Origin of the sequence: Chryseobacterium vietnamense (assembly GCF_031454475.1) — a bacterium.
Classification (GTDB): domain Bacteria; phylum Bacteroidota; class Bacteroidia; order Flavobacteriales; family Weeksellaceae; genus Chryseobacterium; species Chryseobacterium vietnamense.
This window is the reverse complement of sequence record NZ_JAVDQX010000001.1, coordinates 649,347-675,570: the sequence shown is the minus strand read 5'-3', so window position 1 is coordinate 675,570 and position 26,224 is coordinate 649,347. Positions and strand designations below refer to the sequence as shown.

24 protein-coding genes are annotated in these 26,224 nt (G+C 38.5%); 11 read left to right on the top strand and 13 right to left on the bottom strand.

What is annotated here, in order from left to right:
* Positions 1-49 precede the first annotated feature (49 nt).
* Both J2786_RS03005 and J2786_RS03000 read left to right on the top strand, forming a co-directional pair.
* A complete protein-coding gene (locus J2786_RS03005; RefSeq protein ID WP_047431573.1) occupies positions 50-2,860 on the top strand; it encodes a TonB-dependent receptor in 2,811 nt (936 codons plus the stop codon).
* A gap of 6 nt (positions 2,861-2,866) precedes the next feature.
* Positions 2,867-3,901: a phytase gene (locus J2786_RS03000; RefSeq protein WP_310023923.1), complete on the top strand. Its 1,035-nt coding sequence runs from the start codon at positions 2,867-2,869 to the stop codon at positions 3,899-3,901.
* A gap of 282 nt (positions 3,902-4,183) precedes the next feature.
* On the opposite strand, the gene J2786_RS02995 is transcribed toward J2786_RS03000, so the two are convergent.
* Positions 4,184-6,433, bottom strand: coding sequence for an ATP-binding cassette domain-containing protein (locus tag J2786_RS02995; protein WP_047431579.1), 2,250 nt, complete (start codon positions 6,431-6,433; stop codon positions 4,184-4,186).
* A gap of 51 nt (positions 6,434-6,484) precedes the next feature.
* Between J2786_RS02995 and J2786_RS02990 the strand changes: the two genes are divergently transcribed.
* On the top strand, positions 6,485-6,907 hold the full coding sequence (locus tag J2786_RS02990) for a MarR family winged helix-turn-helix transcriptional regulator (protein WP_047431582.1): 423 nt from the start codon (positions 6,485-6,487) through the stop codon (positions 6,905-6,907).
* Positions 6,908-6,917: 10 nt separating this feature from the next.
* On the opposite strand, the gene J2786_RS02985 is transcribed toward J2786_RS02990, so the two are convergent.
* The 8 genes from J2786_RS02985 to J2786_RS02950 all read right to left on the bottom strand — a co-directional run bounded on the left by J2786_RS02985 (position 6,918) and on the right by J2786_RS02950 (position 17,443).
* Positions 6,918-7,640, bottom strand: coding sequence for a sterol desaturase family protein (locus J2786_RS02985; protein ID WP_052186984.1), 723 nt, complete (start codon positions 7,638-7,640; stop codon positions 6,918-6,920).
* Between the two features lie 78 nt (positions 7,641-7,718).
* On the bottom strand, positions 7,719-7,988 hold the full coding sequence (locus tag J2786_RS02980) for a hypothetical protein (protein ID WP_047431584.1): 270 nt from the start codon (positions 7,986-7,988) through the stop codon (positions 7,719-7,721).
* 272 nt (positions 7,989-8,260) lie between these two features.
* Positions 8,261-9,601: a S41 family peptidase gene (locus tag J2786_RS02975; RefSeq protein WP_047431586.1), complete on the bottom strand. Its 1,341-nt coding sequence runs from the start codon at positions 9,599-9,601 to the stop codon at positions 8,261-8,263.
* 6 nt (positions 9,602-9,607) lie between these two features.
* On the bottom strand, positions 9,608-10,351 hold the full coding sequence (locus J2786_RS02970) for a hypothetical protein (protein WP_310023917.1): 744 nt from the start codon (positions 10,349-10,351) through the stop codon (positions 9,608-9,610).
* 177 nt (positions 10,352-10,528) lie between these two features.
* Positions 10,529-11,452, bottom strand: coding sequence for a T9SS-dependent choice-of-anchor J family protein (locus tag J2786_RS02965; protein ID WP_047433318.1), 924 nt, complete (start codon positions 11,450-11,452; stop codon positions 10,529-10,531).
* Between the two features lie 75 nt (positions 11,453-11,527).
* Positions 11,528-12,820: a beta-helix domain-containing protein gene (locus J2786_RS02960; protein WP_047431597.1), complete on the bottom strand. Its 1,293-nt coding sequence runs from the start codon at positions 12,818-12,820 to the stop codon at positions 11,528-11,530.
* Between the two features lie 308 nt (positions 12,821-13,128).
* Entirely contained in the window at positions 13,129-16,434 is a 3,306-nt protein-coding gene (locus J2786_RS02955; protein WP_047431599.1) for a TonB-dependent receptor, read from the bottom strand.
* 52 nt (positions 16,435-16,486) lie between these two features.
* On the bottom strand, positions 16,487-17,443 hold the full coding sequence (locus J2786_RS02950; protein WP_310023914.1) for a FecR family protein: 957 nt from the start codon (positions 17,441-17,443) through the stop codon (positions 16,487-16,489).
* Positions 17,444-17,683: 240 nt separating this feature from the next.
* Between J2786_RS02950 and J2786_RS02945 the strand changes: the two genes are divergently transcribed.
* The gene (locus J2786_RS02945) at positions 17,684-18,310 is read left to right on the top strand and encodes an RNA polymerase sigma factor (RefSeq protein ID WP_047431605.1); all 627 of its coding nucleotides are present in this window, start codon (positions 17,684-17,686) and stop codon (positions 18,308-18,310) included.
* 68 nt (positions 18,311-18,378) lie between these two features.
* Here the strand turns inward: J2786_RS02945 and hxpB are convergent, their stop codons facing one another.
* Together hxpB and J2786_RS02935 are read right to left on the bottom strand one after the other, a co-directional pair.
* Complete coding sequence (gene hxpB / locus J2786_RS02940; RefSeq protein ID WP_047431608.1) at positions 18,379-19,026, bottom strand: hexitol phosphatase HxpB; 648 nt, start codon at positions 19,024-19,026, stop codon at positions 18,379-18,381.
* 35 nt (positions 19,027-19,061) lie between these two features.
* A complete protein-coding gene (locus J2786_RS02935; RefSeq protein ID WP_310023910.1) occupies positions 19,062-19,682 on the bottom strand; it encodes a helix-turn-helix transcriptional regulator in 621 nt (206 codons plus the stop codon).
* A 193-nt stretch (positions 19,683-19,875) separates the two neighbouring features.
* On the opposite strand from J2786_RS02935, the gene J2786_RS02930 reads away from it, so the two are divergent.
* The 5 genes from J2786_RS02930 (at position 19,876) to J2786_RS02910 (ending at position 22,410) form a co-directional block, all read left to right on the top strand.
* A complete protein-coding gene (locus tag J2786_RS02930) occupies positions 19,876-20,502 on the top strand; it encodes a superoxide dismutase (protein WP_047431613.1) in 627 nt (208 codons plus the stop codon).
* Positions 20,503-20,525: 23 nt separating this feature from the next.
* The gene (locus J2786_RS02925) at positions 20,526-21,026 is read left to right on the top strand and encodes a DUF2480 family protein (RefSeq protein WP_047431616.1); all 501 of its coding nucleotides are present in this window, start codon (positions 20,526-20,528) and stop codon (positions 21,024-21,026) included.
* A 3-nt stretch (positions 21,027-21,029) separates the two neighbouring features.
* Complete coding sequence (locus J2786_RS02920; RefSeq protein ID WP_047431618.1) at positions 21,030-21,587, top strand: NADPH-dependent FMN reductase; 558 nt, start codon at positions 21,030-21,032, stop codon at positions 21,585-21,587.
* 5 nt (positions 21,588-21,592) lie between these two features.
* Complete coding sequence (locus J2786_RS02915; RefSeq protein ID WP_047431621.1) at positions 21,593-21,916, top strand: 2Fe-2S iron-sulfur cluster-binding protein; 324 nt, start codon at positions 21,593-21,595, stop codon at positions 21,914-21,916.
* 143 nt (positions 21,917-22,059) lie between these two features.
* A complete protein-coding gene (locus J2786_RS02910; protein ID WP_047431624.1) occupies positions 22,060-22,410 on the top strand; it encodes a 4Fe-4S dicluster domain-containing protein in 351 nt (116 codons plus the stop codon).
* A gap of 140 nt (positions 22,411-22,550) precedes the next feature.
* Here the strand turns inward: J2786_RS02910 and J2786_RS02905 are convergent, their stop codons facing one another.
* Positions 22,551-23,486 carry a ketopantoate reductase family protein gene (locus J2786_RS02905; protein ID WP_047431627.1) on the bottom strand — a complete coding sequence of 312 codons (936 nt, stop codon included), beginning with the start codon at positions 23,484-23,486 and terminating at the stop codon, positions 22,551-22,553.
* A 64-nt stretch (positions 23,487-23,550) separates the two neighbouring features.
* Positions 23,551-24,132, bottom strand: a complete 582-nt coding sequence (locus J2786_RS02900; RefSeq protein ID WP_047431630.1) for a Crp/Fnr family transcriptional regulator — start codon at positions 24,130-24,132, stop codon at positions 23,551-23,553.
* Positions 24,133-24,272: 140 nt separating this feature from the next.
* Here J2786_RS02900 and J2786_RS02895 point away from each other — a divergent pair, with 140 nt between their 5' ends.
* Both J2786_RS02895 and J2786_RS02890 read left to right on the top strand, forming a co-directional pair.
* The gene (locus J2786_RS02895) at positions 24,273-25,028 is read left to right on the top strand and encodes a helix-turn-helix domain-containing protein (protein WP_047431633.1); all 756 of its coding nucleotides are present in this window, start codon (positions 24,273-24,275) and stop codon (positions 25,026-25,028) included.
* A gap of 27 nt (positions 25,029-25,055) precedes the next feature.
* Positions 25,056-26,219 carry an FAD-dependent oxidoreductase gene (locus J2786_RS02890; RefSeq protein ID WP_047431639.1) on the top strand — a complete coding sequence of 388 codons (1,164 nt, stop codon included), beginning with the start codon at positions 25,056-25,058 and terminating at the stop codon, positions 26,217-26,219.
* The last annotated feature ends 5 nt before the right edge of the window (positions 26,220-26,224 follow it).

Here is a 26,224-nt window from a genome sequence, read left to right as displayed (position 1 = left end):
CCAAACAGACGTTTAATTTTGTTGTGATTTTTATCTAAAAGTAAGAAAAGTGAGAAAAATTTTTACATCTGTTTTATTTTGTGCTTCTATTTTTTTCTATGCACAAACCGGCTCTTTGTCCGGAAACATCAATGACGATTCTAAAATTGCCCTGCCAGGAGCCAAGATCTCTCTAAGCCCGGGAAATATATATACAACCTCGGATGAGCACGGAAATTTTGTATTTCTGAATGTTCCTCCGGGAAGTTATACCATGAAAATTGATTATCTCGGTTATGGGGTGCATGAGTACAATGTGACAGTAGAACCAGAAAAAAACACCCGTCAGAATATTATTTTCGACAAGAAAGAAACATCAATTGCGGCTATTGTAGTTTCGGGAGCTACGCTGAAAAATCAGGCAAGAGCTTTAAACAAGCAAAAAAATAACGCCAATATCACCAATGTGATTTCTTCAGATCAGATCGGACGTTTTCCAGATGCCAATATCGGGGATGCTTTGAAACGTGTTCCGGGAATTACGATTCAAAATGACCAGGGTGAAGCCAGAAACCTTATCATCAGAGGGCTTGCACCTAATCTTAACTCAGTTACCCTGAATGGAGACCGAATTCCGTCTGCTGAGGGAGATAACCGCAACGTACAGATGGACCTGATTCCGTCTGACATGATTTCCACCATAGAAGTTAACAAGACTTTAACTCCGGATATGGATGCCGATGCCATCGGAGGTTCTGTCAATCTGATTACCAGAGCCTCCCCGAACGGACAAAGAATATCTGCAACCGTTGCCGGAGGCTACAATCCCATCCGTGAAAAAGGAAATTACACCGCCGGATTTGTCTATGGAAACCGATTTCTGGATAAAAAATTAGGCGCTGTATTCAGTTTTTCCTATAACAACAACAATTTCGGTTCTGATAATATAGAACCTGTATGGAGCCAGGCCAATGATCTTGCCCAAACGGTTTACGTGAGTAAAATGGGAGTCCGCTATTATAATGAACACCGTATCAGACACAGCTTTGATCTTAATATGGATTACGAATTTAACTCCAAAAACAAGATCTATGCTTCTGCAATGTACAACTTCAGAAATGATAAAGAAACCCGGTATGCCTTAGGATATAAAATAAAGCCAGTCTACAATGCTGATGAAACTGAGATTACAGACTGGAAAGGAAGCATTACAAGACAGAATAAAGGTGGCGATGCTGATAACGACAATACCCGTCTGGAAAAACAAAGAGTTCAGAACTATGCTTTAAGAGGAGAACATTTATTAGGATCTAAAGTGGATCTTGACTGGTCCGTCAACTATGCCATAGCCAGTGAAGACAAGCCTCATCAGCGTTATATTGAGTTTGAAAACAGCAAGATGAACTTCTCTCCCAACCTTAGCAATCCTGAAAAACCGATGTTCAATCTCCTTGCTGCGGATAACCTGGGAAGCTATAAACTGAGTGACCTTTCGGATGCCAATAGCTTTACACAGGAAAAAGAGCTGGGAGCAAAAGTGAATGTACGTTTTCCGTTCTCTGTGATTGATGGTCAGAAAGGACGTCTTCGTACCGGTTTCCGTATGCGTTTGAAGAAAAAGGAAAGAGAGAATGATTTCTATGCTTTTACCCCTGTCAACAATATGGGAAGTCTCTTATCTGTACCCACAATACATCTTGACGGTCAGAACTTCCAGCCGGGAAATTATGTTCCGGGAACATTCGTTGATCCTTCTTTCCTTGGAGGGTTGGATTTATTTAATCCTGCGTTGTTTAATGGTAAGCTGAAACCTGAAAAGTATCTTTCCAGCAACTACAATGCAAAAGAGCAGATTTATGCAGGCTATATCCGTTGGGATCAGGATTTTAATGACAAACTATCCATGATCGTGGGAGCTCGTCTTGAAACAACACAAATTGATTACACCGGAAACTATGTGATGAATGAAAAAGATCTGGTAGGGAAAATCAATAATACCAATACGTACACAAACGTACTTCCGAATATTTCCTTTAAGTATGTTCCAATGCAGGACCTTGTCCTTCGTGCAGCATTTACTACCGCTCTTGCCCGTCCGAATTACTACTCATTGGTTCCTTATCTGAATGTTATTTCAGAAGATGAAATTGTTGCAGCAGGAAATCCTCATCTAAAGGCAACCTATGCTTATAATTTTGATTTCATGGCTGAAAAATATTTCAAGTCTGTCGGAATTCTTTCCGGAGGATTTTTTTATAAAAACCTGAATAATTTTATTTATACCTATTCGAAAAGAAATTATACAGCCAATGATTTCGCTAATGATTTTGCAGGACAGACCAACCCTATTCCAGCCGGAGAGAACAACTGGAAATTTACGCAGCAGCGTAACGGAGACAATGTAGATATTTATGGTTTTGAAGTTGCCTTACAAAGACAGCTCGATTTTATTCCCGGAGCTTTCTGGAAAGGACTGGGTGTTTATGTCAACTATACTTATACAAAATCCAAAGCAAAAGGAATTACCAATGAAGAAGGGATTGAAAGAACAGATGTAGGATTTCCGGGAGCTGCCCCTCATATGTTCAACGGATCTTTATCGTGGGAAAACAAGCGTTTTTCGGCCAGAATCTCCATGAATTATGCTTCTCATTATATTGATGAGCTCGGTGGCAAGGCATTTGATGACCGTTATTATGATAAACAGTTTTTCCTTGATGCCAACGCTTCCTACAAGATTACGAGCAAGCTCAGAGTTTTTGCAGAAGCCAATAATCTGACCAATCAGCCGTTAAGATACTATCAGGGAATCCCCAGCAGAACCGCTCAGGCTGAATATTACAGACCGAGGTTTACGATGGGAGTGAAATTTGATTTTTAAATAAGCATGAAAAACATACAATATATACTGGCTCTTTCAGTTCTTCCTTTTGTGATCAACTGTACAGGGCAGAAAGAAGTTACGGAAAAATTAAAACCTACTGTTATCACGGAGACAGTGGTTCATGATACAGATGACCCTGCTATATGGATTAATCCTCAGGATGCCTCAAAAAGCATCATCCTCGGAACAGATAAAGATACTGATGGAGGATTGTATGCCTTTGATCTTAACGGAAAAATCATCAATAAGGTTTTAGGATTAAAACGTCCCAACAACGTTGATCTTGAATATGGTTTTATTTTAAATGGAAAGAAAACGGACATTGCTGCCGTAACGGAAAGGGAAACGAACAAAGTAAAATTATATTCGCTTCCCGACCTGAAAGAAGTGGGAGAAATCTCTGTATTTGACGGAGAATCAGAACGTGGCCCAATGGGAATTTCTCTCTATAAAAATCCTGAGACAGATGAAATATTTGTCATTGTGGGAAGAAAATCAGGCCCTGCTGACGGCTATCTATGGCAGTATAAGCTTTCTGAAAAAAATGGCTCCGTCACCGGAAATGTTGTGCGCAAATTTGGAAAATACAGTGGTCTGAAAGAGATTGAAAGCATTGCTGTAGATGATGAAATGGGTTATATTTATTACTCTGATGAACAGTTCGGGGTTCACAAATATTATGCTGATCCTGAAAAAGGAAATGAGGAACTGGCAGTTTTCGGAAAAGGCGATTTCAAATCTGATGTGGAAGGAATTTCCATCTATCCTTCTGCTGAAGGGAAAGGCTATATTCTGGTTTCCAATCAGCAGAATGATACTTTCAATGTATATTTGAGAGAAGATCAGTCCAAAGGAAGAATTGCAGAAATTCCTGTTTCTACGCTGGAAAGTGATGGGTCTGAAGTGACAAATGTTAACTTAGGTCCAAAATTTCCGAAAGGAGTTTTTGTTGCAATGAGCAACGGAAGAGTATTTCATTTTTATGATTGGAGAGAGGTTGAGAAAGCCATCAAATCTGCGGTGAAAGCCAAAAAATAAATACATTTTAAACCATTAAGGCTAATAAGGTTTTAAGAGTATTAAGTTGAGTTACAAGTATGAGATTGCTTCACCTTTGGTTCGCAATGACAGGTTGCTCTTCTTAATGCTCTTCTTTTGTTCTTAATTAACAAGACTTTAGAATTCTTCAACGCAAAGGTTATTTTGCAGTACGTATTATTTTTAGGAAGCTAAGAAAGAGTCGATTTTCAATCGGCTCATAAAGCAGAAGGTTATTCATAGCAGCTTTGTGACTCTACTTTCGTTTCTATCACTACATTTTTACTGCACATGTTTCCTTAAAAATTCTGCGGTGAATGATCTTTTATTTTTTAACAGATCCACCGGAGTTCCTTCAAACAATACTTCACCACCAAATTTCCCTGCGCCGGGTCCCATATCAATAATCCAGTCTGCCTGTGAAATGATATCAAGATTGTGTTCGATAACAATCAGCGTATTATTCTGATCCACAAGACCTTTAAAAAATGTAAGCAGTTTTTGGGTATCACTTGGATGCAGCCCTGTGCTGGGTTCATCAAGAATAATGATCTGATTGGTATTTTTCAGTTCTCTTGTCAGTTTCAGGCGTTGTCTTTCGCCTCCGGAAAAGCTGTCCAGCCTTTGTCCTACAGTCAGATAATCCAGTCCCAACTGTATCATCAGATCAAAATTTCTGAGCACAAATTCATCCTTAAAAAAATCAGTGGCTTCAGAAACCGTCAGGTTCATCACTTCAGCAATTGTTTTTCCATGGTATGTAAATTTCAGTACATCGGGATCAAATCCTGAACCTCCGCAAACTTCACAAGGCTGCTCGATATCATCCATAAAAGCAAGATCAATTTTTTCTATTCCTAAACCTTTACAGTTTTTACAGGCTCCTTCACTATTTCTGCTGAACAGTTTATCAGAAACATGATTAGACTGCGCAAAAAGCTTACGTACAATATCTGATATTCCCAGATAAGTAAGCAAATTGGAACGGGCACTTGCAGCAAACAAAGATTGATCGATAATGGTCACATCCGGATAAAGTTCCGGCAGAATACGGTTAATCAGAGTACTTTTGCCGGATCCTGCGACTCCTGTTACGACGGTCATTACTCCGGTCGGAATATTTACGGTCACATTTTTAAGATTATACCTATTCGCATTTTTAATTTTCAGGTAACCATCCGGCTTTCTGAATTTTTCGTTGATGGAAGGTTTCTTTGCGAAATAAGAACCTGTTTTACCAGCCGAATTTTTTAAGTTTTTAAATGTCCCGTCATAGACCACTTCTCCTCCATTTCTTCCTGAACCTGGCCCTATATCAATAATATGGTCTGCCATTTTTATCAGATCCGGATCATGCTCTACGATTAAAACAGAGTTTCCTTTATCCCTTATCTGCTGGATGATGGTGATGATATTCTGCAGATCTTTCGGATGAAGACCAATACTGGGTTCATCAAATATATATAAAAGATCTACCAGACTGTTTCCAAGGCTTCTTACCATTTTGATACGCTGAGACTCTCCTCCGGAAAGCGTGTTGGTACTTCTGTCAAGAGTCAGATACTGTAGTCCGATCGTGATGATATTCTGCAGTTTTGCGGAAAGCTCTTTGATGACAACTTCATATTGCTTTGAATCCAGTGAAGTAATAAACTCAAGCAGTTCATCCACGGAAAATTCCATACAATCAGCAATATTTTTACCTTCGATCTTACAGGACAATATTTTTTCATTTAACCGTTTTCCGTTGCATGATGGGCAGGTCTTGGTGATCACAATATTCTTCAAAGCATCTTTTCTTGTGATGTTTTCTTTAGAATCTTTTTTCAGAAATGCTTTTTCGATTCTTGGAACAATTCCTTCATATTTTACCGTTTTCCCCCATTCTTTATGAGGATGTCTAGGCTTGTGCTCCGGTGCATACAACAGGGTTTCCCATTCTTTATCGGAGAAATCTTTCAGCTTCTTATCATTATCGAAATACCCTGACAAAGTATATCTTGTTAAGCGCCATCCTCCAGGCTGAAAAGTTGGGAAACGGACAGCTCCTTCATGCAAAGATTTGTCACGGTCAATCAAGGTATTCACGTTCAAAGTTTGCACAAATCCTAATCCTTCACACTCCGGACACATTCCTTGAGGATGATTAAATGAAAAAACGTTAGAATATCCTACAAACGGCTCTCCCATCCTCGAAAACAGCAGTCTCAGGGAAGCAGACACATCCGCAGCCGTTCCCACCGTAGATCTTGCATTTCCGCCCAGCCGTTTTTGATTGATGATGATAGGAACATTAAGGTTTTCAATTTTATCTACATCCGGAACTCCATAATGCTGCAGACGGTTTCGGATAAAACTGTTCTGCGTCTCATTAATCTGTCTCTGTGCCTCGGCTCCTATGGTTTCAAAAACCAAAGATGATTTTCCGGATCCTGATACTCCCGTAAAAACCACGATCCTGTACTTTGGAATTTTTATGGAAATATTTTTGAGATTATTTTGCCGGGCATTGGTAATTTCTATATTTTCCATATTTAAAATGCTTAACTTTGTTAATAATTAACTAAGTTAAGTATATTTATCATGAAACCTATTGAAAAAGAATTTTTTAACACATTTACGGATTTCCAATGTCTCATTCTGGCACACATGAACCGGGGCGATATTAACGGAGTCACTGCAGCTCATTATAATATCATTGAATTTATTTTAAGAAAAGGAACAGCCACGGGAGGAGAAATATCTACTGCATTTAATATCAGCCAGGCAGCCATTTCAAAACAGTTGAAATTTTTGATCAGCCATGATTTTATTATCAGAAAGCAGGAGAAAACAGATCATCGAAAATTCAATCTTTCAGTAACGGATAAGGGAAGATTTATCATAGAAAATTCAGAGACATTCCGTAAGAATATTACACGGCAGACAGCTTCTATCCTTAGTTCTAAAGAACTGGAAAATTTTAATTATCTGCTGGGTAAAGTTTTGAATGAAATAAAACTGTAATACCCTGCTCTTACTTATAGGTTCCAAATATTCTGTCCCAGATAGATGTATAGAAACCGAAATTTTTACTTTCATCCAAATGATGCTGATTATGAAACCTGGTTGTACCCACAAAAAAGCGGTCAAAAGAAGCCGGAAAAAATTCCCTGTTCAGGTGCCCTATGGTTCCCCAGATAAGGTTCAGCAAAAGATAAATGGAAATAGAAACTATAGAAAAGTTATATCCTACGAGTAAAACCAGCAGCATCAGTCCAAATCCTATGGTTTCCAAAGGATGCAGAACAAAAAGGCTTAAAAAATTGGTACTGATATGCTCGTGGTGCTTTCGGTGCAGCACTTTATAGAGGAAAGGTAAATGCGCTGTAAAATGGAAGAAATACATCAGAAGATCCATTAAAAGCAGTAAAACAGCGACTTCGGTTATTATTCCAAGTACGGATTGTGTCTGTCCAAGCAGTATCCATCCGTTTTTCCATAAGAAAGCTCCCAAAAGCATAACAAAGCTGTTACATACTATGGTAAGAAAGCTGAGATAAAAGTCGGATCTGGTAACAGGATGATTTTTTTCCTGCAACTGACTTTTTCGGCAAGTTTTTTCGATAAAAATATATAAACCTATAGAAAACAGATATAGACAAATATTAGCGATCAGGCTGAATATAATCCATTCCGGCCATGAAAACTGCCAAAACATCTGTAAATAACCGGAAAGTTCTGCCTGAGTAAAATTCATAAGTCCTTCATCGTTCTTCTTGATGTTATAAAGGTATGAATTTCACTGTAAAATCAACTGATAAACTACATTCCGGTCTTATTTCTGTCTTGCCTTCCTTCTGAGCTCGCGCAGCCTTGATGTAAGTTTTTTCCTCAGATCGTTATGATAGGCGCGGTAATTTTTGATGCTGTTTTCCAGATTTTTTTTATTAAGCAGATATTCCTCGTACAGATGCCCCAGTTCTGAAATCTGGGTCATCACCTCCGAAGGGTGGCTTTCAGGATCTTCCGCAGCTTCTATCAGCAGACGGTAATATTCAATACGGCTGGTCAGGTTCATGTGAAGTTTTGGTTCTATTCCCTGCATGATTTTATGATTTTATGGTGTTTCTGAATAAGTAAAAGGACAAAAAGGTTTTATCCTTTTACTATTCGATATATTATTTTTACTATTAAATAAATCTTTTAATTTTTTTTCTTGAACCATTAAGACGGTATTAAGGTGCTAAGATGATGAAGATAAGCTTCGCATTAACTTAAAATCAGAATGATTGGTCTTAACTGTACTTTATTTCTTCAAGCTTCTTAATGGTTTAAAATATTGACATTCATTTTCTTTCTTTGTCTTTTTCATTCAAATTATTTTTCCATCATCACCGGGGGCACATCACTCTGATATACAATCTTAACTTTTCCATTCTTTTCGTACCCTGCCGATTTGAAATAACCTCCGTTAAGAGCAGAATAAATAAGGGTTTCATTAGGATCCCCCAAAGGTAATAAGGGAAACTCTGCATATTCATTAACAATGATCTGCGGTGAAATTCCACTGCTGTATTCTCCGGCTCCGCTGGCATTAAATACTTTATAAATAACCGGATGAATCTGCCACGAAATTTTTCTGGGTTTACGTTTATCTTCCACTACAAATCCTGCCATATCTTTCCCCAGTGTGGTATCTCCCATTTGAATCACCTGCATATACGGTTTCAGATTGTTCACCACAATTTCAGCGGCAGAAGCTGTACTGTTCGATGTGAGAATAAATACTTTCTGTAATCCCAATGCATTAGTACGCAACGTTGTAAAGTCCAGCGCTTTGGGATCATAGGCAATTTGCTGGGCAAAAGTTCTTTTTACTTCACCTCCATTTTTATTTCCTTTAAAAATAATGAATGGTGAACCGGATGATAATCCTGAAGGAATCAATGAACACAGTGTCGCAGCTGAAGACACCGAACCTCCATAATTATAACGAAGATCGAGAATCAGTTCCTGTACTCCGGCCATTTTGAATTCCCCGAACTTTTGGTACAAGGTCTGTGTCATTCCGTCAGGAAAATCATAGATGTACAGATAGCCCACTTTTTTACCGTTTTTTTCAAAGATTTTGCTTAAAACTGGCTGTTCAAAAGAGAAACCATAGTAAACGGTAATATTTTTTTCATCTGTAACGCCACCGTTTTGCCACTTTCCAACGGTAAGTTCTACAACGGTCTGATCTTTAATAGATGAAGCCATTGCTTCGGCATTAGCAGCGGTCATTGCTTTTCCATTCACTTTGGTAATGATCATTCCTCTTTCCAGCCCTGCATTGAAAGCTGGAGAATTTTGAAGCACCAGCTTCACTACAGTAACCACTTCATTATTAGCCAGCTGAACAATGGTATAATCAAAACCGTACATATTCCTTATGGAGCGTGGATACGAAGAAGAATCTTCAGTATTTACCATGAAAGAAAACCGATCTTTGGAAGATAGCAGACTTTTGAAAAAATCTTTTACAGGAAGCTTATAATCCGGCTTTGCAGGCATCTCATCTGCCCAGTAATAATAGCGTTTCATGCTGTCCTGAACCCATAGATTTACACTTTCTGTACTTCCTTCCGGAAAGACGGGTGCATTTTCGTCATTATTATTCGTACACGAAATAAGAAAGACTGCGATAGCAATACACTGAAGTTTTAAAAAGATTTTCATACGTAATTACAGATATTCTGATACATCAATATCTCCTTTTACCACCCATTCTCCGTTTTCCATTTTTTCCTGAAGGACAATCATATTAGCTCCTGTGTGCTGTTTTAGTTTCACCTGAATCATCTTAGATCCTGCATAAGGCTCTGTAGTTCCCGGCTTGTATAATTCGAGATATACAGGAGCTGTTGAGCTGAAGAAACTATAGATTTTCACTGTCGTAAAATTATCTTTTCCAATGGTATCGAACTCAGCAAGCACTACTCCATTTTCTCTTTTCAGAACACCTTTCACATCTTTCAGTGGCGTTCCGGAAAATTCGCCAAGATTGGGAAAAATAAATTCAAAACCTACCTTCCCGAGATTCACCTGGGGTTTTACCGCATAGGTCTGCAGATAAATTCCGGGGAGATTAAAGAAATACAGGTTTTTATAATCATTTATATTGTCATATGTAATATTGTATTTTGCAATTTCAGCGCCTGTTTCATTATTGTAGACAGACAATTTATTGATTTCTCCCTGATCCAGAACAAACTGAAGCTGGGTTTCTATTTTATTGGTGTAAGACGTTTTTCCATCAATAGATACAGGTTGTCCGTTAAACCTCAACTGAATGACATCAGGTTTGGAAAATCCTTTGATATTAACTTCTCCGGGTTTCTGTACAGTATCATACAGCTCCATCGTATTGTTGTCTGTACATGAGAAAAGTACAGTAAAAAACAGTAGTAATGCGAAGATTTTATTCATCTTTCTTCAATTATTTCTTGTAAAAACTTAAAAATATTGCCCGGCCCATGAGCCGGGCAATATATAATTATAAAAAAACTAGTTGGATATATCTGGATAGCCTTTCAAAGAGTATCCATTCTTTTATATTAAAATTTCATGGTGTTTCTAAAATCAGATTCTAAGGGGATAGAATGATTATTTTTTAATAAACTTCAGCCTTTCCGTAGTCTTTCCATCTGTAATTTCTGCAATATAAGATCCGGATATAAGACCAGCTATATTAATACCTTTAGAATACTGAGAGTTTAATACTTTTTGTCCTGCTGCATTGTAAATAGAAACTGACGTCATGTTTTCTTTCAATGCCGGGTTAAGCTGCAGCTGTAAAGATTCTCTTACCGGATTTTCTGCTATTTGTGTTATAATTTTGTTGTTTTTTACATCCTTAGTTCCCAAAAATGAAGTAGCGTAAATTCCTATTTCATCAATATTAATGTTCTGGACATTATTTCCACTTGTTTTTCTGTTTGACCACATTCCGATATAGATCTTTTTCCCGGCAAAAGCAGAAAGATCAACAAGGGATTCTACAAACTGGGTTAGATCAGCCGGAAAAGGATTGGCTGAATCACCTACCTGTATTTTATACATACTCTGAACATCATTTCCCTCTGCATCTACTGTCATCGCCTGAAAGTCCGACAACGTAGGAACTTCTTTCTGCGGTATGCTTACATAGATAAAAAGCTCTCTGGCAACAATCGTATGAGTAGATCTCTGTCTCCCGATATAGGCGGCCAGCGTAACGGTTCCTGCAGTATTGGTAAGATCAATCTGAGGAGAAATAATCCAGTCATTTTCGGTAGCAAATCCAGTAGCACTTCCACTTGGGACCAAACTTATAGAATGGCGTAAAACGCCGGCAGTTCCATAGGCTAAAGCAGTTCCGTTGTGATAGATGTTCTCTCCTTGTATCCATCCATTGCCATTGCTGTTAAGGTCATGAAAGGTCCATCCCTGCAGATCGGCAGGAGTATCAAAAGAATTTCCCCATACCAGAGACTGTGCTGCAGCCAGGTGAGATAAAAACAGAACAGATGATAAAATTATTTTTTTCATAATACTGATGATTAAAATTTTGAAGTAAAAGCAAGGAATCAGCATAAGCTGTTCCCTGCTTTTTAAAGTTTTTTATTATTCTACAATAGAGAAATTGTATTTTGTCCAAAGTCCCTGGAAGTTTCCACAGTTTCTTGGAGATACATTCCAACCACCTTCGTTGAAGAAAGGCTGGCTCATACCCCAAAGAGATGCAGGAGTACCAGTCGCCAGGTTAGCTGCAGGGATTCCTGCTGTACCTGTACCCGTAACTGAAGTCGTAAATCCATGAACCTGAATTGTGCTGTATGCTGAAGCCGAAGAAAGTTCAGAACCTGTTCCTTCCACTTTGATTCCTACAGGATATCCTGTAACTACAGCGTTATTTAATGTTAATCTTCCGTGTCTTCTGATATGGATACCGTTTTCATACAAAGCACCTTTAGTAGAGTTTTTAGAACCAACAATCGTAAGGTTGTTGATCACCGGATGAGTCAACAATGTTGTAGAAGAACCTTCTGCGTTGTTATCAAGCTCGATACCGTTAGAATCAGGGCTTGCTCCGCTAAGACTGTGTGTAGAGTTGTAATCTGCCAAAGCTAATGCGCAAGTAATTGTTCCTGTATATCCGTTATCGAAGTCGAAGTTATCATCATCTGCAGCAAAAGAAACAAGGTTTGAAGCGTTTACAGTACCTCCGAAGAATTCAAAAGAGTCATCTTTTCCGAAAGAAACCTGAATATGATCCAAAGTAGTTCCGTTTCCTACTCCTCCTAACGTAAGACCGTTGATTTCATTACCTGAATTCGGAGCTAAAAGATCGTATCCCGCAAACTCGATACGTACATATTTCAATGTTCCCCCGTTATGAGAAGCATTGGTACCTCCGTAATAGAAATCAGAACCGGATAATCCTTCAATTGTTTTTGTGAAAGGAGTGTTTGTAGGCGCATCTCCTAATATAACAACACCACCGAAGTCTCCAGGAGCCGCTGTTGTATCTTCGTTTCCGTCTAACAATTTGTAGCTGGTGAAAATGATCGGCTGAGCTTCTGTACCCGCTGCGTTGATTTTTCCTGTTTTAGAAATTACCAAAACTCCTGTAGCTGTATTGTTTGTGCTTGGTTTGGCTTTAATGAATGTTCCAGGCTGAATTGTTAATGTAGCACCATTTTTTACCGTTACAATTCCATCTAATTCAACTACTCCACTCCATGTAGTATTTGAAGTAATAGCACCACTTACGGTAGTTACCGGAAGAGCAGAAGCTGTAAGGTACTCAGCAGAAGTAGATTTCATTTCGAATGGAGAAGATGAATCTGCCAGTTGATCGTTTTGACAAGCTGTAAGAGATAATGCTGCCACTGCAATTAGAGTTAGTCTTTTCATTGTTATAATTTTTAATAAATCCGGTTGTGTTATTTTTATACCAGATCAGTTTTTTATTCAGGAATATCTTCCTCTCTATTCCTTCGATTTGTTTTTTGGTGTTCATCCCATCGCTGCAGGAGGAGCTGCATTGCGGGAGTTCCCATAAGGTCCGTTAATGCCTGGGAAAAGCTGTTAACGTCCGGTTTTTTCAGAACTGTACTGCTGTGCGCATCATCAGTATCTTTCAGTTTTGATCAGGTTCCCGAAACCTGTACGTTTCTATAATTAAGATATCTTTCTATTGTTGTACTGGGCATATTCTCTGTCTAAAACATATAGTTCACACTGAGGCTGAACATTCTTCCGCTGTAAGCCCGAAACATAATTTTATCAATATTCTTATCATACCTGTCTGTTGCACCAGGCAAAAGTCCCCAGGCTTCGCGTTCCGTTCCGATTGCACTACCCAATCCCAGCGGTATTGCGTAGGAATTGTAATTATTATAATATTCCTTCACCCTGTTGAATAAGTTTCTTGCATTGAATTTTAATTCAAGGTTTTTATTCCGGAGAAATTTATAGGAGATCTGTGCATCTGCTACGGCGTAAGGGCGTTGTATTTCTTCCCCTTTGTACGCATACCCGACGGTAATGTACTGGTCGCCTTTTGCATTGTATAAAAAGCTCAGTCCCAAACGGTCGCCATCATAGGTCAATCCAAGATTATAGGCATAAGGAGTCTGCCCGAACAGAGGACGTTTTACTTCATAGGTTTCATCATTGTCACCCGTTTTATAGATATCCTTAAAGGCAATTACTTTAGTATGATTATAGGTAAAGTTTCCGCTTATGAAAAGTTTTTCCAGAAAAGTTCCTCCAGCAATAAATCCTAAATTCTTTCTAACCTCTGCCTCAACTCCTGCAAGCTTTGCATTTTTTGAATTACCGTTATAGAGATATAGATTCCCTTCACTTGAAATATGCCCTTCGCGTTCTATGGGTCTGTCTATATTTTTATAGTAAAGTCCTGCCGAAAATATTTCTCCAAGGCCGGGAAACCATTCGAATTTGAAATCATAATTATTAATGACAGAAGAGGTCATTTCTGTATTATAAATCAAACCGTTGGCAACAGGGTCAAAATAAGGAAGTCCTGTTCTTTCATTAAACTGCGGACGAATTACAGATTTATTATAGGCAAGCCTGAAATTGATTTTATTCGTAGGGCTGTAAGTAAAATTTACAGAAGGCATCCATTGCCACGGTTTATCTTCAATGGCCGCCCTTTCAACGTTCTTTGTATCACTTGGATCCAATTGCTGGGAAATAAGATCATACTTAAAATATTCTGCACGAACTCCCCATACCAACCTTAATTTATTTTTCCAACGGTTATCAAACATTACATAAAGAGCATGCTGTTTTACTTCTCCTTCATATTTATCATTTTTATACAATGCCTTGGTTTCCCACCCAATACCTCCCGGAATATAGTGAGATCCATTGAACCAGTCCGCAAGCGTACCATACATTGTCAGGTAATTTTTTTCACTATTCGGAACATCACGGTTTTCGTCTACCCTTAAGAAGAATTTCTGCTGCTGGTTGGTATTATTCTTTAATGTTCCTGCGTATCCTGTTTTCAACGTATTTTTAAAACTTCCGAAATCCTGATCCCACTTCACTGAAGCTCCGTAATTGTAATCGGTTTCTTTATTGGCGATGTATCCTCTGTAAAAATTTCCTCCGGTATTATAAATCTTGTGGTACGTAAGAATTTCACTTCCAATAAAATCATAGAGAGTAAGATACTGTGTATAATCTTTTGTATCAGAGGTTATCCCGGTTCTGGCTGCAAACCAGCTGACTTCTGTATTGCCTATTTTATGGTTTCCTTCCAGTTTATTCTGCAAAAGGGTCTGAAAAATGGGATAATTGGTATTATCAGTATAAGGTCTGTCTAAATTTTTGATCTGAGCAGGATCATTATTGGGGATGATTCCGTTATAAAAATAATTATAGGCCAATTCTGCATTGGAAGCCATTGAACTTCCAGTTGTATATTCATTCCAGCCGGTAACTCTTGTTAATGTATTATCAAAAATATGGGTGTACGAATTACGGAAGGAAATTCTGTTCTTCCCTAGCTGTAGTCCAAAATTGAGCATCCCCGCCAACGTAGAGTTATAATTATAGGAAGCTCCCTGGTTTTTAAAATTATAAAATGGTATTGGAGCTACTCCTTTTGTTTCCCAGTCGGCAACATAAGGCCCTGTGGTATCCAGCCAGTTTCCTCTTCCCGTATGGTCGATCTCCAGTTTATTTTGCTCATTTCTGATGACAAATGCTCCGGCAAAGCCCCACTTATTATTGTTTTTAAGGGCGTAAGTTCTTCCTAATGCCAGCTGGATATTAGATCCCATATCCCCTCTGGTTTTATAAGTACTGAAATTATCATGGGTAAACTGTCTTGATTGTTCAAAAAATCTTGGATCTGTCCAGTTCATCGGCTCAAGTCCTTTGGGAAAATCCCTTGTTCCGTCATCATACCCGAAATAGTCATACTTTCCTCGTTGACGGGTCAGAAACTCTTTGAATGCTGACTGGTCATTATAAGAAGTTCCCAATGTTACGGTTGTAAAATTTTCGTTGGGAATATCCTTGGTTCTTACTTCTACATAACCTCCTGCAAAACTGGCATTCATATCGGGTGTTGCAGATTTGCTGACCACTACACTTTCTACCATGGCGGTAGGAATGATATCAAATGAAAAGTTCTGATTATAGGCTTCTGTACTTGGCAGGTTGATCCCGTCCATGGCGGCGGTGTTCCAACGCTCTCCCATGGATCTTACCACTACATATTTATTGTCAATGGTAGTGATTCCCGTTACCCTTTTCAAAGTTCCTCCCACATCGCTGTCCGGTGTTTTGGAAATCTGCTCTGCGGAAATACCATCACTCATCTGGGCTGCCTTCTTCTGCTGGGCAAGAAGTCCTGCCTGAGTATCTGCTTTACGGGCTGCCGTAATTACAACTTCTTTGATATCTGTAATTTTATCAGAAGCCTTGTTTAAAGCAAATGAAACAGCATTCGTTTCTTTGTTCGTAACGGATATTTTTTCTACTCTCAGCGTATTATATTTAGGAGCTTTTATGGTCAGATTATAAGTTCCCGAAGGAAGATCGATGGTAAAATCGCCGTTATTGTCTGTGATCACAGTTTTCTGAGCAACAGTAATTTCCGCTCCGGTAATGGGATTTCCTACTTCATCCACAATTTTACCGGAAATTTTTCCGTTTCCCAGTACGGAAATAGTAGAACTTTCATATTTTATCGAAATAAGGTCACCATGCAGCCGGTACACAACAGGAAGTCCGTTGGTAATATCCTTCAGACAGTTATTGACAGAAGTATTTTCGCATTTCACTCCTCTTACCTTCAGCTCTTTAATATCTACCTTGGAATAAGCCAGTCTCATCCCCGTCTTTCCGGCAAACTCTTCTAAAACTTCAATTAACGGTCTGTTGGCAGGTACAGAAAATGTTACTTTCTGAACCAGCTCCTGAGCTTCTGCGGCTACAGTAAAAAATAAGGCTGCTATGGTAATCCCACATTTCAAACTTTTCATACTTAATAGTGTTCTCTTGATTATGATTATTTAATTTTTTTTGAATAATGATTTATTTCTTAAGGATATAGGTGTTTTCTTTTTTCTGTACTTCCAATCCCAGGATGAAGGCCAGTGATTCAATATTCTCACCAACAGTGCCGCCAGTGAAATCAGCAGTAATCTTCTTATCTTCAGCTTCCTTAGGATACTGAACCTTTGTATGATAATTGCTTTCCAGTACTGCTACTACTTCTTTCAGAGGAACATCGTTAAAGCTCAAAGACAATATTGCGGAAGCTTTGTTAACTGAGTTTTTCCTAGGTTTCAATGAAATAATTGCTGTAGTATGCGCAATTCCGAAATTCGTCCACTTCTGATTCGGCTTGAGGAAAGAAACAGGAACACCCGGTGAAGAAACAGCCACCTTCCCTTCATAAAGATCAACCGCTTTTTTCTTCCCTGACTGTGAAATTTTAAATACCGTCCCCAATACTTTGGTACTGAAACCATCCGCACGGACAATGAAAGGGTGTATTTTAGATTTTGCCACAGAGAATATTGCATCTCCTTTCAAATCCACAACTCTTGTAGACGAAGGAAAAGATTTTTCTACCGTCAGTTCTGCCCCTGGCAAAAGAGTAACTGTAGATCCATCTTCAAGATGAACAATACGGTTTACGGATTTTGCAAGATAAACATCCGGCTTAATGAACATAGTGTAGGTAAAAATTCCTCCCAATGATAAAAGCAGAATAATAACTGCAGCTATTTTATATAGATGTGTTCTAAAGCTTTTTGCCGATTGGATAGGAATATGGGCTGGCTGAGAAAAGTAATGTTCCAGTCCGGATAATATCCTCTCTCCCGATTCTTTAAGATGAAGAATATCCAGATCTTTTTCTGCAAGATTCTTCCATTGTTTTAAAAGTTCATTTTCTTTTTCAGAAATTGAGTCTTCCGTAACTTCCCGTTCCCAAAGTCTGAAAACAAAGGCTTCAATATTTTTAGATGTTAAACGTTTTTTCATAAGGTCTTTCATGTATTCACAGATACTTCTATCTATAAGACAGTGAAAATGAAAAACTTCCCCGCGGTATTCTTAACGTTATATTCACATTACAACCAAATTGTTAATAATTTTCATCATATTTCACATTTACTCAACATTAACATCCCATTTGACCCCTGCTTTTCAGAAATATTTAATCTTATCATACCCAAAGTTCACAAAAAGTTAATTTTCCTTTAGGTAATTTTGTATCACAATATGAGCCCAACAGACTATATATTATTAAAGAAAATAAAATCAGGCGACCGTCCTGCATTTATGCTGCTGTATGACCGGTATTGGGATAGTCTGTATCGCTTTGTTTTTATACGGACACGGGATAAGGAAGCCTCTGAAGAAATCCTCCAGAACCTATGGATCAGGATTCTTGAGAATACGGATGCCATACAAACCGATGATACAGAAAGTGCCAAAGGCTACCTTCTCCGTCATCTTCATTACCGGATTATTGATTTTTATAACAGCTACAAGAAAGCACCTCCTACTTTGAGTATTGACGAGTTTGATATTCCGAATGAAATTGAAATAGCAGATTCCGATTATTTTGAAATCCTTGAAGAAAATGAGATCAGTACTTTGTTAACCATGATTGATGAAGTAGTTTCCCGGCTTCCCTCAACGGAGCAGCAGGTCTACGATATGAGAATCAGGAAAAATATGTCTGTGAACGAAACAGCAGAAGCCCTGGGAATAAGCAACAAGACGGTGAGTAATAAATTAAGCAAAGCTTTAGGAGAAATCCGTGAGCAACTGAATCCGGAATATCAGTCTTCCAAGAAACTGGTCTCTATTCTGTTGTTGATGGAGGTTTTGACGAGGTATTGAGAGCGGGGTTCGGGATTCGGGGGTTGTGTTAATCATAAAGTATTAAAATTCACAGCGAAACGGATTCACTATTCTCCAAACACCGTCAGTAAAGCATTTTCAAAGTTCAATATTTTAAAGTCAGCAAGATCAGAATCAATGCTTTCATCATCATTGGTGAAAATTACAGTCTGCATTCCGGCTTCTTTTGCAGCTTTTAATCCCGATGGGCTGTCTTCAATTGCAATGCAGTGTTCCGGGGAAACTCCAAGATTTTTTGCAGAACTAAGATATACGGCCGGATGAGGTTTTCCCTGAGTTTCAAATTCTGATGAGTGAACGGTATCAAACAGATCACGAACCTGCAATTTTTCAAGAACCACATGGGCTACCCGCAAAGGAGCATTGGTAGCCAACCCTATTTTATATTCTTTATTCTTAAGATTTGTAATAAACCCCTGCACACCAGACATTGTACAGTCCTGGTCTTGAATCATTTCGATTACTCTTGTAACCACTTTATTTTCCAGATCGGATGAATCAAAATTTTCCCAAGGGAATCTTTCATACCAGAATTCCGTAACTTCCTGGGTGGTCATATATTTGGTTTGTGCCGCAAGATCATCCGTAACCTTAACGCCATAGGATGAAAATACATCCAGTTCTGCCTGAGTCCAGAATTTTTCTGAGTCGATCAATACACCGTCCATGTCAAATATTACTGCTTTTAAAGCCATCTTTTGAATAATAATTTAGGTTATGAAATCATGAATTATTGACTGATTTTATAAACACAGCGCTGCCCTCCGGAAATAATATGGTCTATTCTTTCCACTGTGTACTCCTTTCCTATCAGCGATTGGAAATTGGACAGTTCTGCACGGCAGAAACCCTGGCATTCTTTTGCGGCTGCACATATCGGGCAGTGGTTTTCAATCAGAAAATAGTCTTCACCTTCTTTTTTCCATTCTGCCATATAGCCTTCTTCACTACGGACTTTTGAAAGAGATTCGAGACGCTGTTCCAGTGATTTTGCCTTTGAAAGTACTTTTTCATACCGTTCATGGGTATTTTTTTCCCTGTCACTGATTAATAAATCCAATGCATTTTCACCCAAAAGATTTTTTACTGATTTCAAAATCTGAACTGTAACATCGGCGTGGGTATCAGGAAATTGGGCCAATCCTTTTTCAGTAAGCGTATAGTATGTAGACGGACGGCCAACTCCTTCGCTCTTCACCGAAGACCAGATCAATCCTTCCTGAGCAAGATTCAGTAAATGCTTCCTTGCCCCTTCTTTGGTGATGGACAATTCTTCAGCTATAAGAAGTGATGTAGCCTCACCTCTCATCTTTAAAAACATCAGAATACGATCCACAGCCGGCTTCTTCATTTGACAATATTTTGGTTGTTTTATTTTTCAACAACAAATATAGTCATTTTCTATAACCTCAAAAAAACAAAGGTTAAAACAAAGATTTACAATGGTTTATTTATTCCAAGCACGAAAGCAATAAAACAACCTAAAAGTTGTTTTATTAAAATATATTTCTACCTTTGTGTCATAGTAATCAAAAAAATATACGATGAATCCATTTACATTACCACAATTACCTTATGCTTACGATGCTCTGGTTCCTTTTATAGATACAGAAACAATGACCATTCATCATCAGAAACATCATCAGGCTTATGTAGACAATCTGAATGCTGCATTGGCACAAACCAATGAAGTTAATCCCGACCTTGATTCGTTACTGCAGAGGATAAGTGAATACAGTCCGGCTATAAGAAACAATGGCGGAGGTCATTATAACCACTCTTTATTCTGGGAAACTCTTTCATCTCAACCTAAGCTCATTCCTGAAGGTATGCTTCATGATGACATCACAGCTACTTTCGGAAGCCTTGACAATCTCAAAGCAGAAATGAAGAAGACAGGTTTGTCACAGTTTGGTTCCGGATGGGTGTGGTTATTTGTAAAATTCAACGGATCGCTGGCCATCAGCTCTACCCCTAACCAGGACAATCCGATGATGGATATTCTCTCGATGAACAGAGGTTTCCCGATTATTGGAATAGATGTCTGGGAACATGCTTATTATCTGAATTATCAGAACAAACGTGCAGATTATCTGGATGCTTTCTGGTCTGTACTGGATTGGTCGGCAGTTGAAAGAAAATATGAAGAAGCTTTGTCAAAAGTAAGATAAGTAACACTGAAAGTAAGTAAACTATGACTGAGGAAAATTTTATCAATAAAGCAAAGGCTTCAGGCATTATTGCCCTTGACCTTTCAGACTACAAACCGACTACGGAAATTGTAGAACTGGATATCAGAGATCATCTTTTCATGGGAATGATTGTGAAGGAGAAAGAATTTAAGGAATCAATTGCTACAGTGGATTTTTCTGTATACAATGAAAAAGCAGTAGCAATCATCTGTTCTACGGATGCGATCATTCCACCCTGGGCCTATATGCTGATTATGGAAAAATTGTCTCCTTATGCGTCTTATGCAGATTTAAACAATGCAGAAACGGTACTCCTTGATCTCTGGAAACGCCGTCTCATCTACGCTGACCTGAAACAGTATAAAAATCAGAAAGTGGTTGTCCGGGCAAGTACTCATCATGATCCTTCATTGTATTTATTGGCGGCTGGATTACTGAAACCTCTGGTCAAAACACTGATGTATGGTGAAATAGGATTACCCAAAGTAATTTTTAAACAATAAATAATGAAAGCAATTATATTTAACGGGTCACTGGAAAGAAGAACTTTATCTACTTCGGGACTGATTTCGGACTATTTTTCGGAACGTATGAAAATGCTGGGAATTCAGACTGATATTTTTACACTTGCTGATTCGGGCATTCCTTTATTCGATGTTACCCTTACAAAAACACCTCTTGCGGTAGAACGAATGACCCAAATGTTCACTGATGCTGATCTGCATATCTGGCTGGCTCCTCTTTATCATGGAAGTATTCCGGGAGTGATGAAAAACTGCCTGGACTGGCTTGAAGTAACCGCCAACAGGTACGAGCCTTATCTCACTGATAAAACTGTAGGACTGGTATGCTGGGCAGATGGTCTGCAGGCCATGCAGGGCATCAATGCTATGGATTCTATAGCCAAATCATTACGCGCCTGGCCACTGCCATTCAGCGTTCCGATTGTGAGGTCATCATTATTTAATGCTGATCAGTCCACTCAAATTTCAGATCTGTATTCCGGTAAGTTTGATAAGCTTATCAGCATTGCAACTTCTAAAAAAATCACCATTATTGACTGAGGATTATGGAGAATGAAATTACCATTACTGTTATAGACCAAAGCGGTACTGCACACACTTTACTATGTCCGTTAGAAATGGGGCTTACCCTTAAAGATATCTGCAAGGCCTACGAATTGCCTATGGAAGCCATGTGCGGAGGAATGGCTATGTGTGCCACCTGTCACTGCTTTATTCTGAGTGAAACGATTCATCTTCCGGAAAAAAATGATATTGAAGAGGCTTTATTATCAGAACTTTTTACTTCCAAAGCTACCAGCAGATTAGCCTGTCAGATTCATCTTACAGCCCAAATGGATGGTCTGTCGGTAGAAATTGCTGCAGATTAATGATTTAAAATAAAAAATAGCACACTTTATGCTGCTTATTTTCAAGGAACAGTGTTGAACTGCTGTAATTAAGTTTAGCAGGGATTTCCCAATCGTTTACCGTTGAAGAAATCCCTTTTTTAAACCCTTTAAATTCAAACAATATGGCTATAAAAATAACAGATGCCTGTATCAACTGTGGAGCCTGCGAACCTGAATGCCCCAACTCAGCCATTTACGAAGGTGCTATCGACTGGCGCTGGAAAGACAAAACAAAACTTTCAGGACCAACAATATTTCCTGATGGTACGGAAGATGATGCCGATGCTTATCATCCGGCTGTCTCAGATGAAGTGTATTATATTGTATCCGGAAAATGTACGGAATGTAAAGGCTTTCATGAAGAGCCCCAATGCAAGGCCGTGTGCCCTGTAGACTGCTGTGTGGATGATCCTGATCACAGGGAAACTGAAGAAGTATTATTGGACCGGCAAAAGTTCATGCACAGTGCCTAAGTACCCGATTGAGTAGTCTGATTAACGATATAAAGCAGGAAAACGACTAAAAATTTCTATCTTTTATATTTAATTTTCAATAGAGGCGGGTTTTAACCCGCCTTCTTATATTTCCCTTTCTTTCGGGGTTTAGCCAAAATTTATTTTGCCTTAATCTCAGTATAGATTTTCTGAGTGAAAGGAGTTTCTACACCTGTTTCAGAACCATATTTCAATACAGCACCTGCAAATAATTCCAGTTCGTTACTTTTTTTTCCTGAATGGATATCAAGCTGTAAGGAAGTTGGGGTTTCAAAAGGAAATGTAGAAGCTTTATCGAATGTTTTATCAATGATATCTTCCTGAAGATAGATGCCTTTTTTATCTGCGATCTGTTTGATTTCTTTCATAATTTCAATCGCTTCTTCCTTCTGTTGCTCATCTTTGCACAAAGTTCCAATAGATGAATTGTGCTTAGCTGTTACCAATCCGAAACTGGCAATGAAAATAAATTTCGTCCAGATATCTGATAATGAATCGTCTTTAAAATCAAAATCGATTTTACTTTCACTCAATAGCTCTGTAATCCATTCCACAGGTGCAGAAAAATGTTCAGGATCTCTTCCCACAATCATTTTTCCGGCTTTTCCTTTATGTTCCACTACTCCTTTTTCTTTGATATGGGAAGCCACGTAGATACAGGTTGGAAGAATGGTATGATCAGGAATTATTGTACGGATTCTGTCATAGATATCCGCTCCGTTCATCATCGGAAGTAGGACCGTATCTTTATTAATAACCGGCAGTAATTGTTGACAGACATTTTCAAGATCATATTCTTTTACACAAATCAAAACCAGATCTGGATTTTTGATCTCACTGATATTCTGAACTATATCATCAGGATGGCTCTGTGAATTGGAATGCTCGGGAGATAACAAAGTCAATCCGTTTTCTTTTACTTTATCATAAGTTTCTCCGCGCGCTACAAAAGAAACAGTATATTTTCCTGTAGTTTCATTGGTTTGATTGATTTTAAAACCGAAATAACCGCCTACACCACCCAATCCTACTACAACAATATGTTTTTTGTTCATGAAATTATTTTTAAGCAAAGATCAGTGATGCACTGTAAAATATCACTTGACAAATGAAAAGAAATCACATTTTGTGAATATCCCTTCTGATACGGCTCAGCGAGCTATCTTTAATCCCAAGGTAAGAAGCAATCACCTTCAAAGGGACATGTTGAAAAATATCAGGATCTTTCTTCATCAGGTTACAATATCTTGTGGAAGCCTTCTGGCTCGCCATTTCGATCAGGCGATCATGAATATTATAGTAATTAAGAACAAAAAGAAGCCTGCTGAACTCTCTGAATTCAGGGATATTATGGAAATTATGCTGTACATTTTCCAATCCTGTCTCCCAAAAAACACATTCGGTGATTGTCTGGTATATTTCTTTGGTAGGCTGTTGTCTGAAAAAGGACAAAAAATCATTAACGAAGCAGGGAGCCGTATAAATATTGGTGGTAATCTCCTCATTATCTTCATTCAGAATATAGGATCGCACATACCCTTTTTCCAGAAAATAGGTTTTGGTACTGATGGTATCTTTATCCAGCAAAACAGTATTCGCTTTTAACTCAAAATGGCAAAATTTTTCTGTAATTTTTTCAACCACTTCAGGTTTGATACTGAATAAAGAATGAAAGTAGGTATTAAGTGATGATTTGTTCATAAAATAGAAGCTGCAGCATATTTACTTTTTACATCTGCTCAAACAAAAATAGTCTTTATACACTAAAATAAACCATAAACTTTTTTAATAGATCAGCGGTAATTTTGTAATTTTCTTCTTTAAAAAATTATAATATTAAGATGGATACTGATTTCACTTACCATTTCATCGAACCTGATAAGCAGATCGCGGATTTTGTTGAAAATCTGGGTACTTTTCAAAACCTTTCGGATGAAGCTAAAGAAGTGGTGATCATTCCGGATGGAAGAATCGACTTATTCTTCTCGTATTCGGCATCAGAGCCTTTTCATATTACCCTTCTCGGGCTGGAAACCTATCCTGAACAAAGATTTATCGCTCCGCATATGACTGCTTTTGTTGTAAGCTTCAAACCTCTTGCTGTTGAATATATTTTAAATACCTCCATCGCCGATTTATTGAATATCGGAAAGGAGCTTTCTCCTGATTTTTGGAATTTTAAAGCTGACGATATCACTGATTTCAGCCACTGCTGTACGAAAGCAACTCAAAAAATAAAAGAACTGCTTCCTCAAAAAATAGATGAAAGAAAAATTAAACTTTTTGAACTGGTTTATGCTTCAAAAGGAGAAATGAGCGTACAGGAACTTTCTGAAAAAACAGGCTGGAGCAGCAGACAGATCAACCGGTACTTTACCAGACAGCTTGGGTTGTCATTAAAAGCCTACGCTACCATTTTGCGTTTCAGGGCATCATTGGAACATATTGCCCAGGGAAGACTTTTCCCGGAACTCAATTATACAGATCAGAACCATTTCATCAAAGAAGTAAAAAAATTCTCCGGCGTTGCCCCCAGGGAATTATCTAAAAATAAAAACGACCGATTTGTACTATTATCCGTGTTGAAAGGAAGATAAATTTGCATTGTAAAATTTAAATTAACAATGCTGATAGACAATAAATCAATAGCAATCGTTGGTGGCGGCCCGGCAGGGCTTACACTGGCAAGACTTTTACAATTGAAAGGTGCAGATGTAAAAGTATATGAAAGAGACTTTAATAAAGATGCACGTGTACAGGGTTCTCCTCTAGACATGCATGAAGATTCAGGTTTGGCTGCTATACGCAAGGCAGAACTTCTGGAGGAGTTTAAACAAGCCTTCCGTCCGGGTGCAGACAGAACACTGATCATGAATGAAAAGGCAGAAATATTTTTTAATGATCATGAGACAAAACCTGAAGAGGATTTTGGACATGAACATTTCCGCCCTGAAATAGACCGTGGCCCATTAAGAAACATGCTTCTGGAATCTCTATTTCCTGAAACAGTAGTCTGGGACAGTCATTTTCTTTCTATGGAACGTCAGAATGAAGGCTGGCTGCTGCATTTTAAAAACGGGAGGTCTGTGTACGCTGATATGGTCATTGCTTCAGATGGCGCCAACTCTAAAATCCGTCCTTATCTCCATACTAATACACCTGTTTACTCCGGAATCATTATGCTGGAAGGAAATGTTTCAAAAGAAAATGCTCCTCAAATCGATTCTTTGATCAAAGGTGGAAAAATAATGGCATTCGGAAATTCTCAAAATATTTTACTGGGACAGAAAGGCAATGGAGATCTTGGATTTTATGCGAGTTTTAAAGCCGATGAAAACTGGCCTTCCTCCAGCGGTCTTGATTTTTCTGATCGAGCACAGATGCTGAAATGGTTCAAAAAAGAATACTCCGAATGGGCGTCTATCTGGGAAGAATTGTTTGAAAGTGCAATGACTCCTTTTATCCCACGTCTGATTTACTCTATGCCCTTAGATCAAACCTGGGAAACTCAGCCCAATCTCACACTGATTGGGGATGCGGTGCACGTAATGCCACCATTTGCCGGAGAAGGTGCCAATATGGCAATGCTGGATGCCCTTGAACTGAGTGAGCATTTGACAGACAGCCGTTATACTACTTTGCAGGAAGCTGTTTCCGCCTACGAAAATACCATGCGTAAGAGGGCTGCCGCTGCCACAAAGGAATCCCTTGAAAATGGAGAACGGATGCATTCTGACAAATCATTAGCTACAATGCTTGATTTTTTCAACGGCCACCTGACTTCATAAGCAAA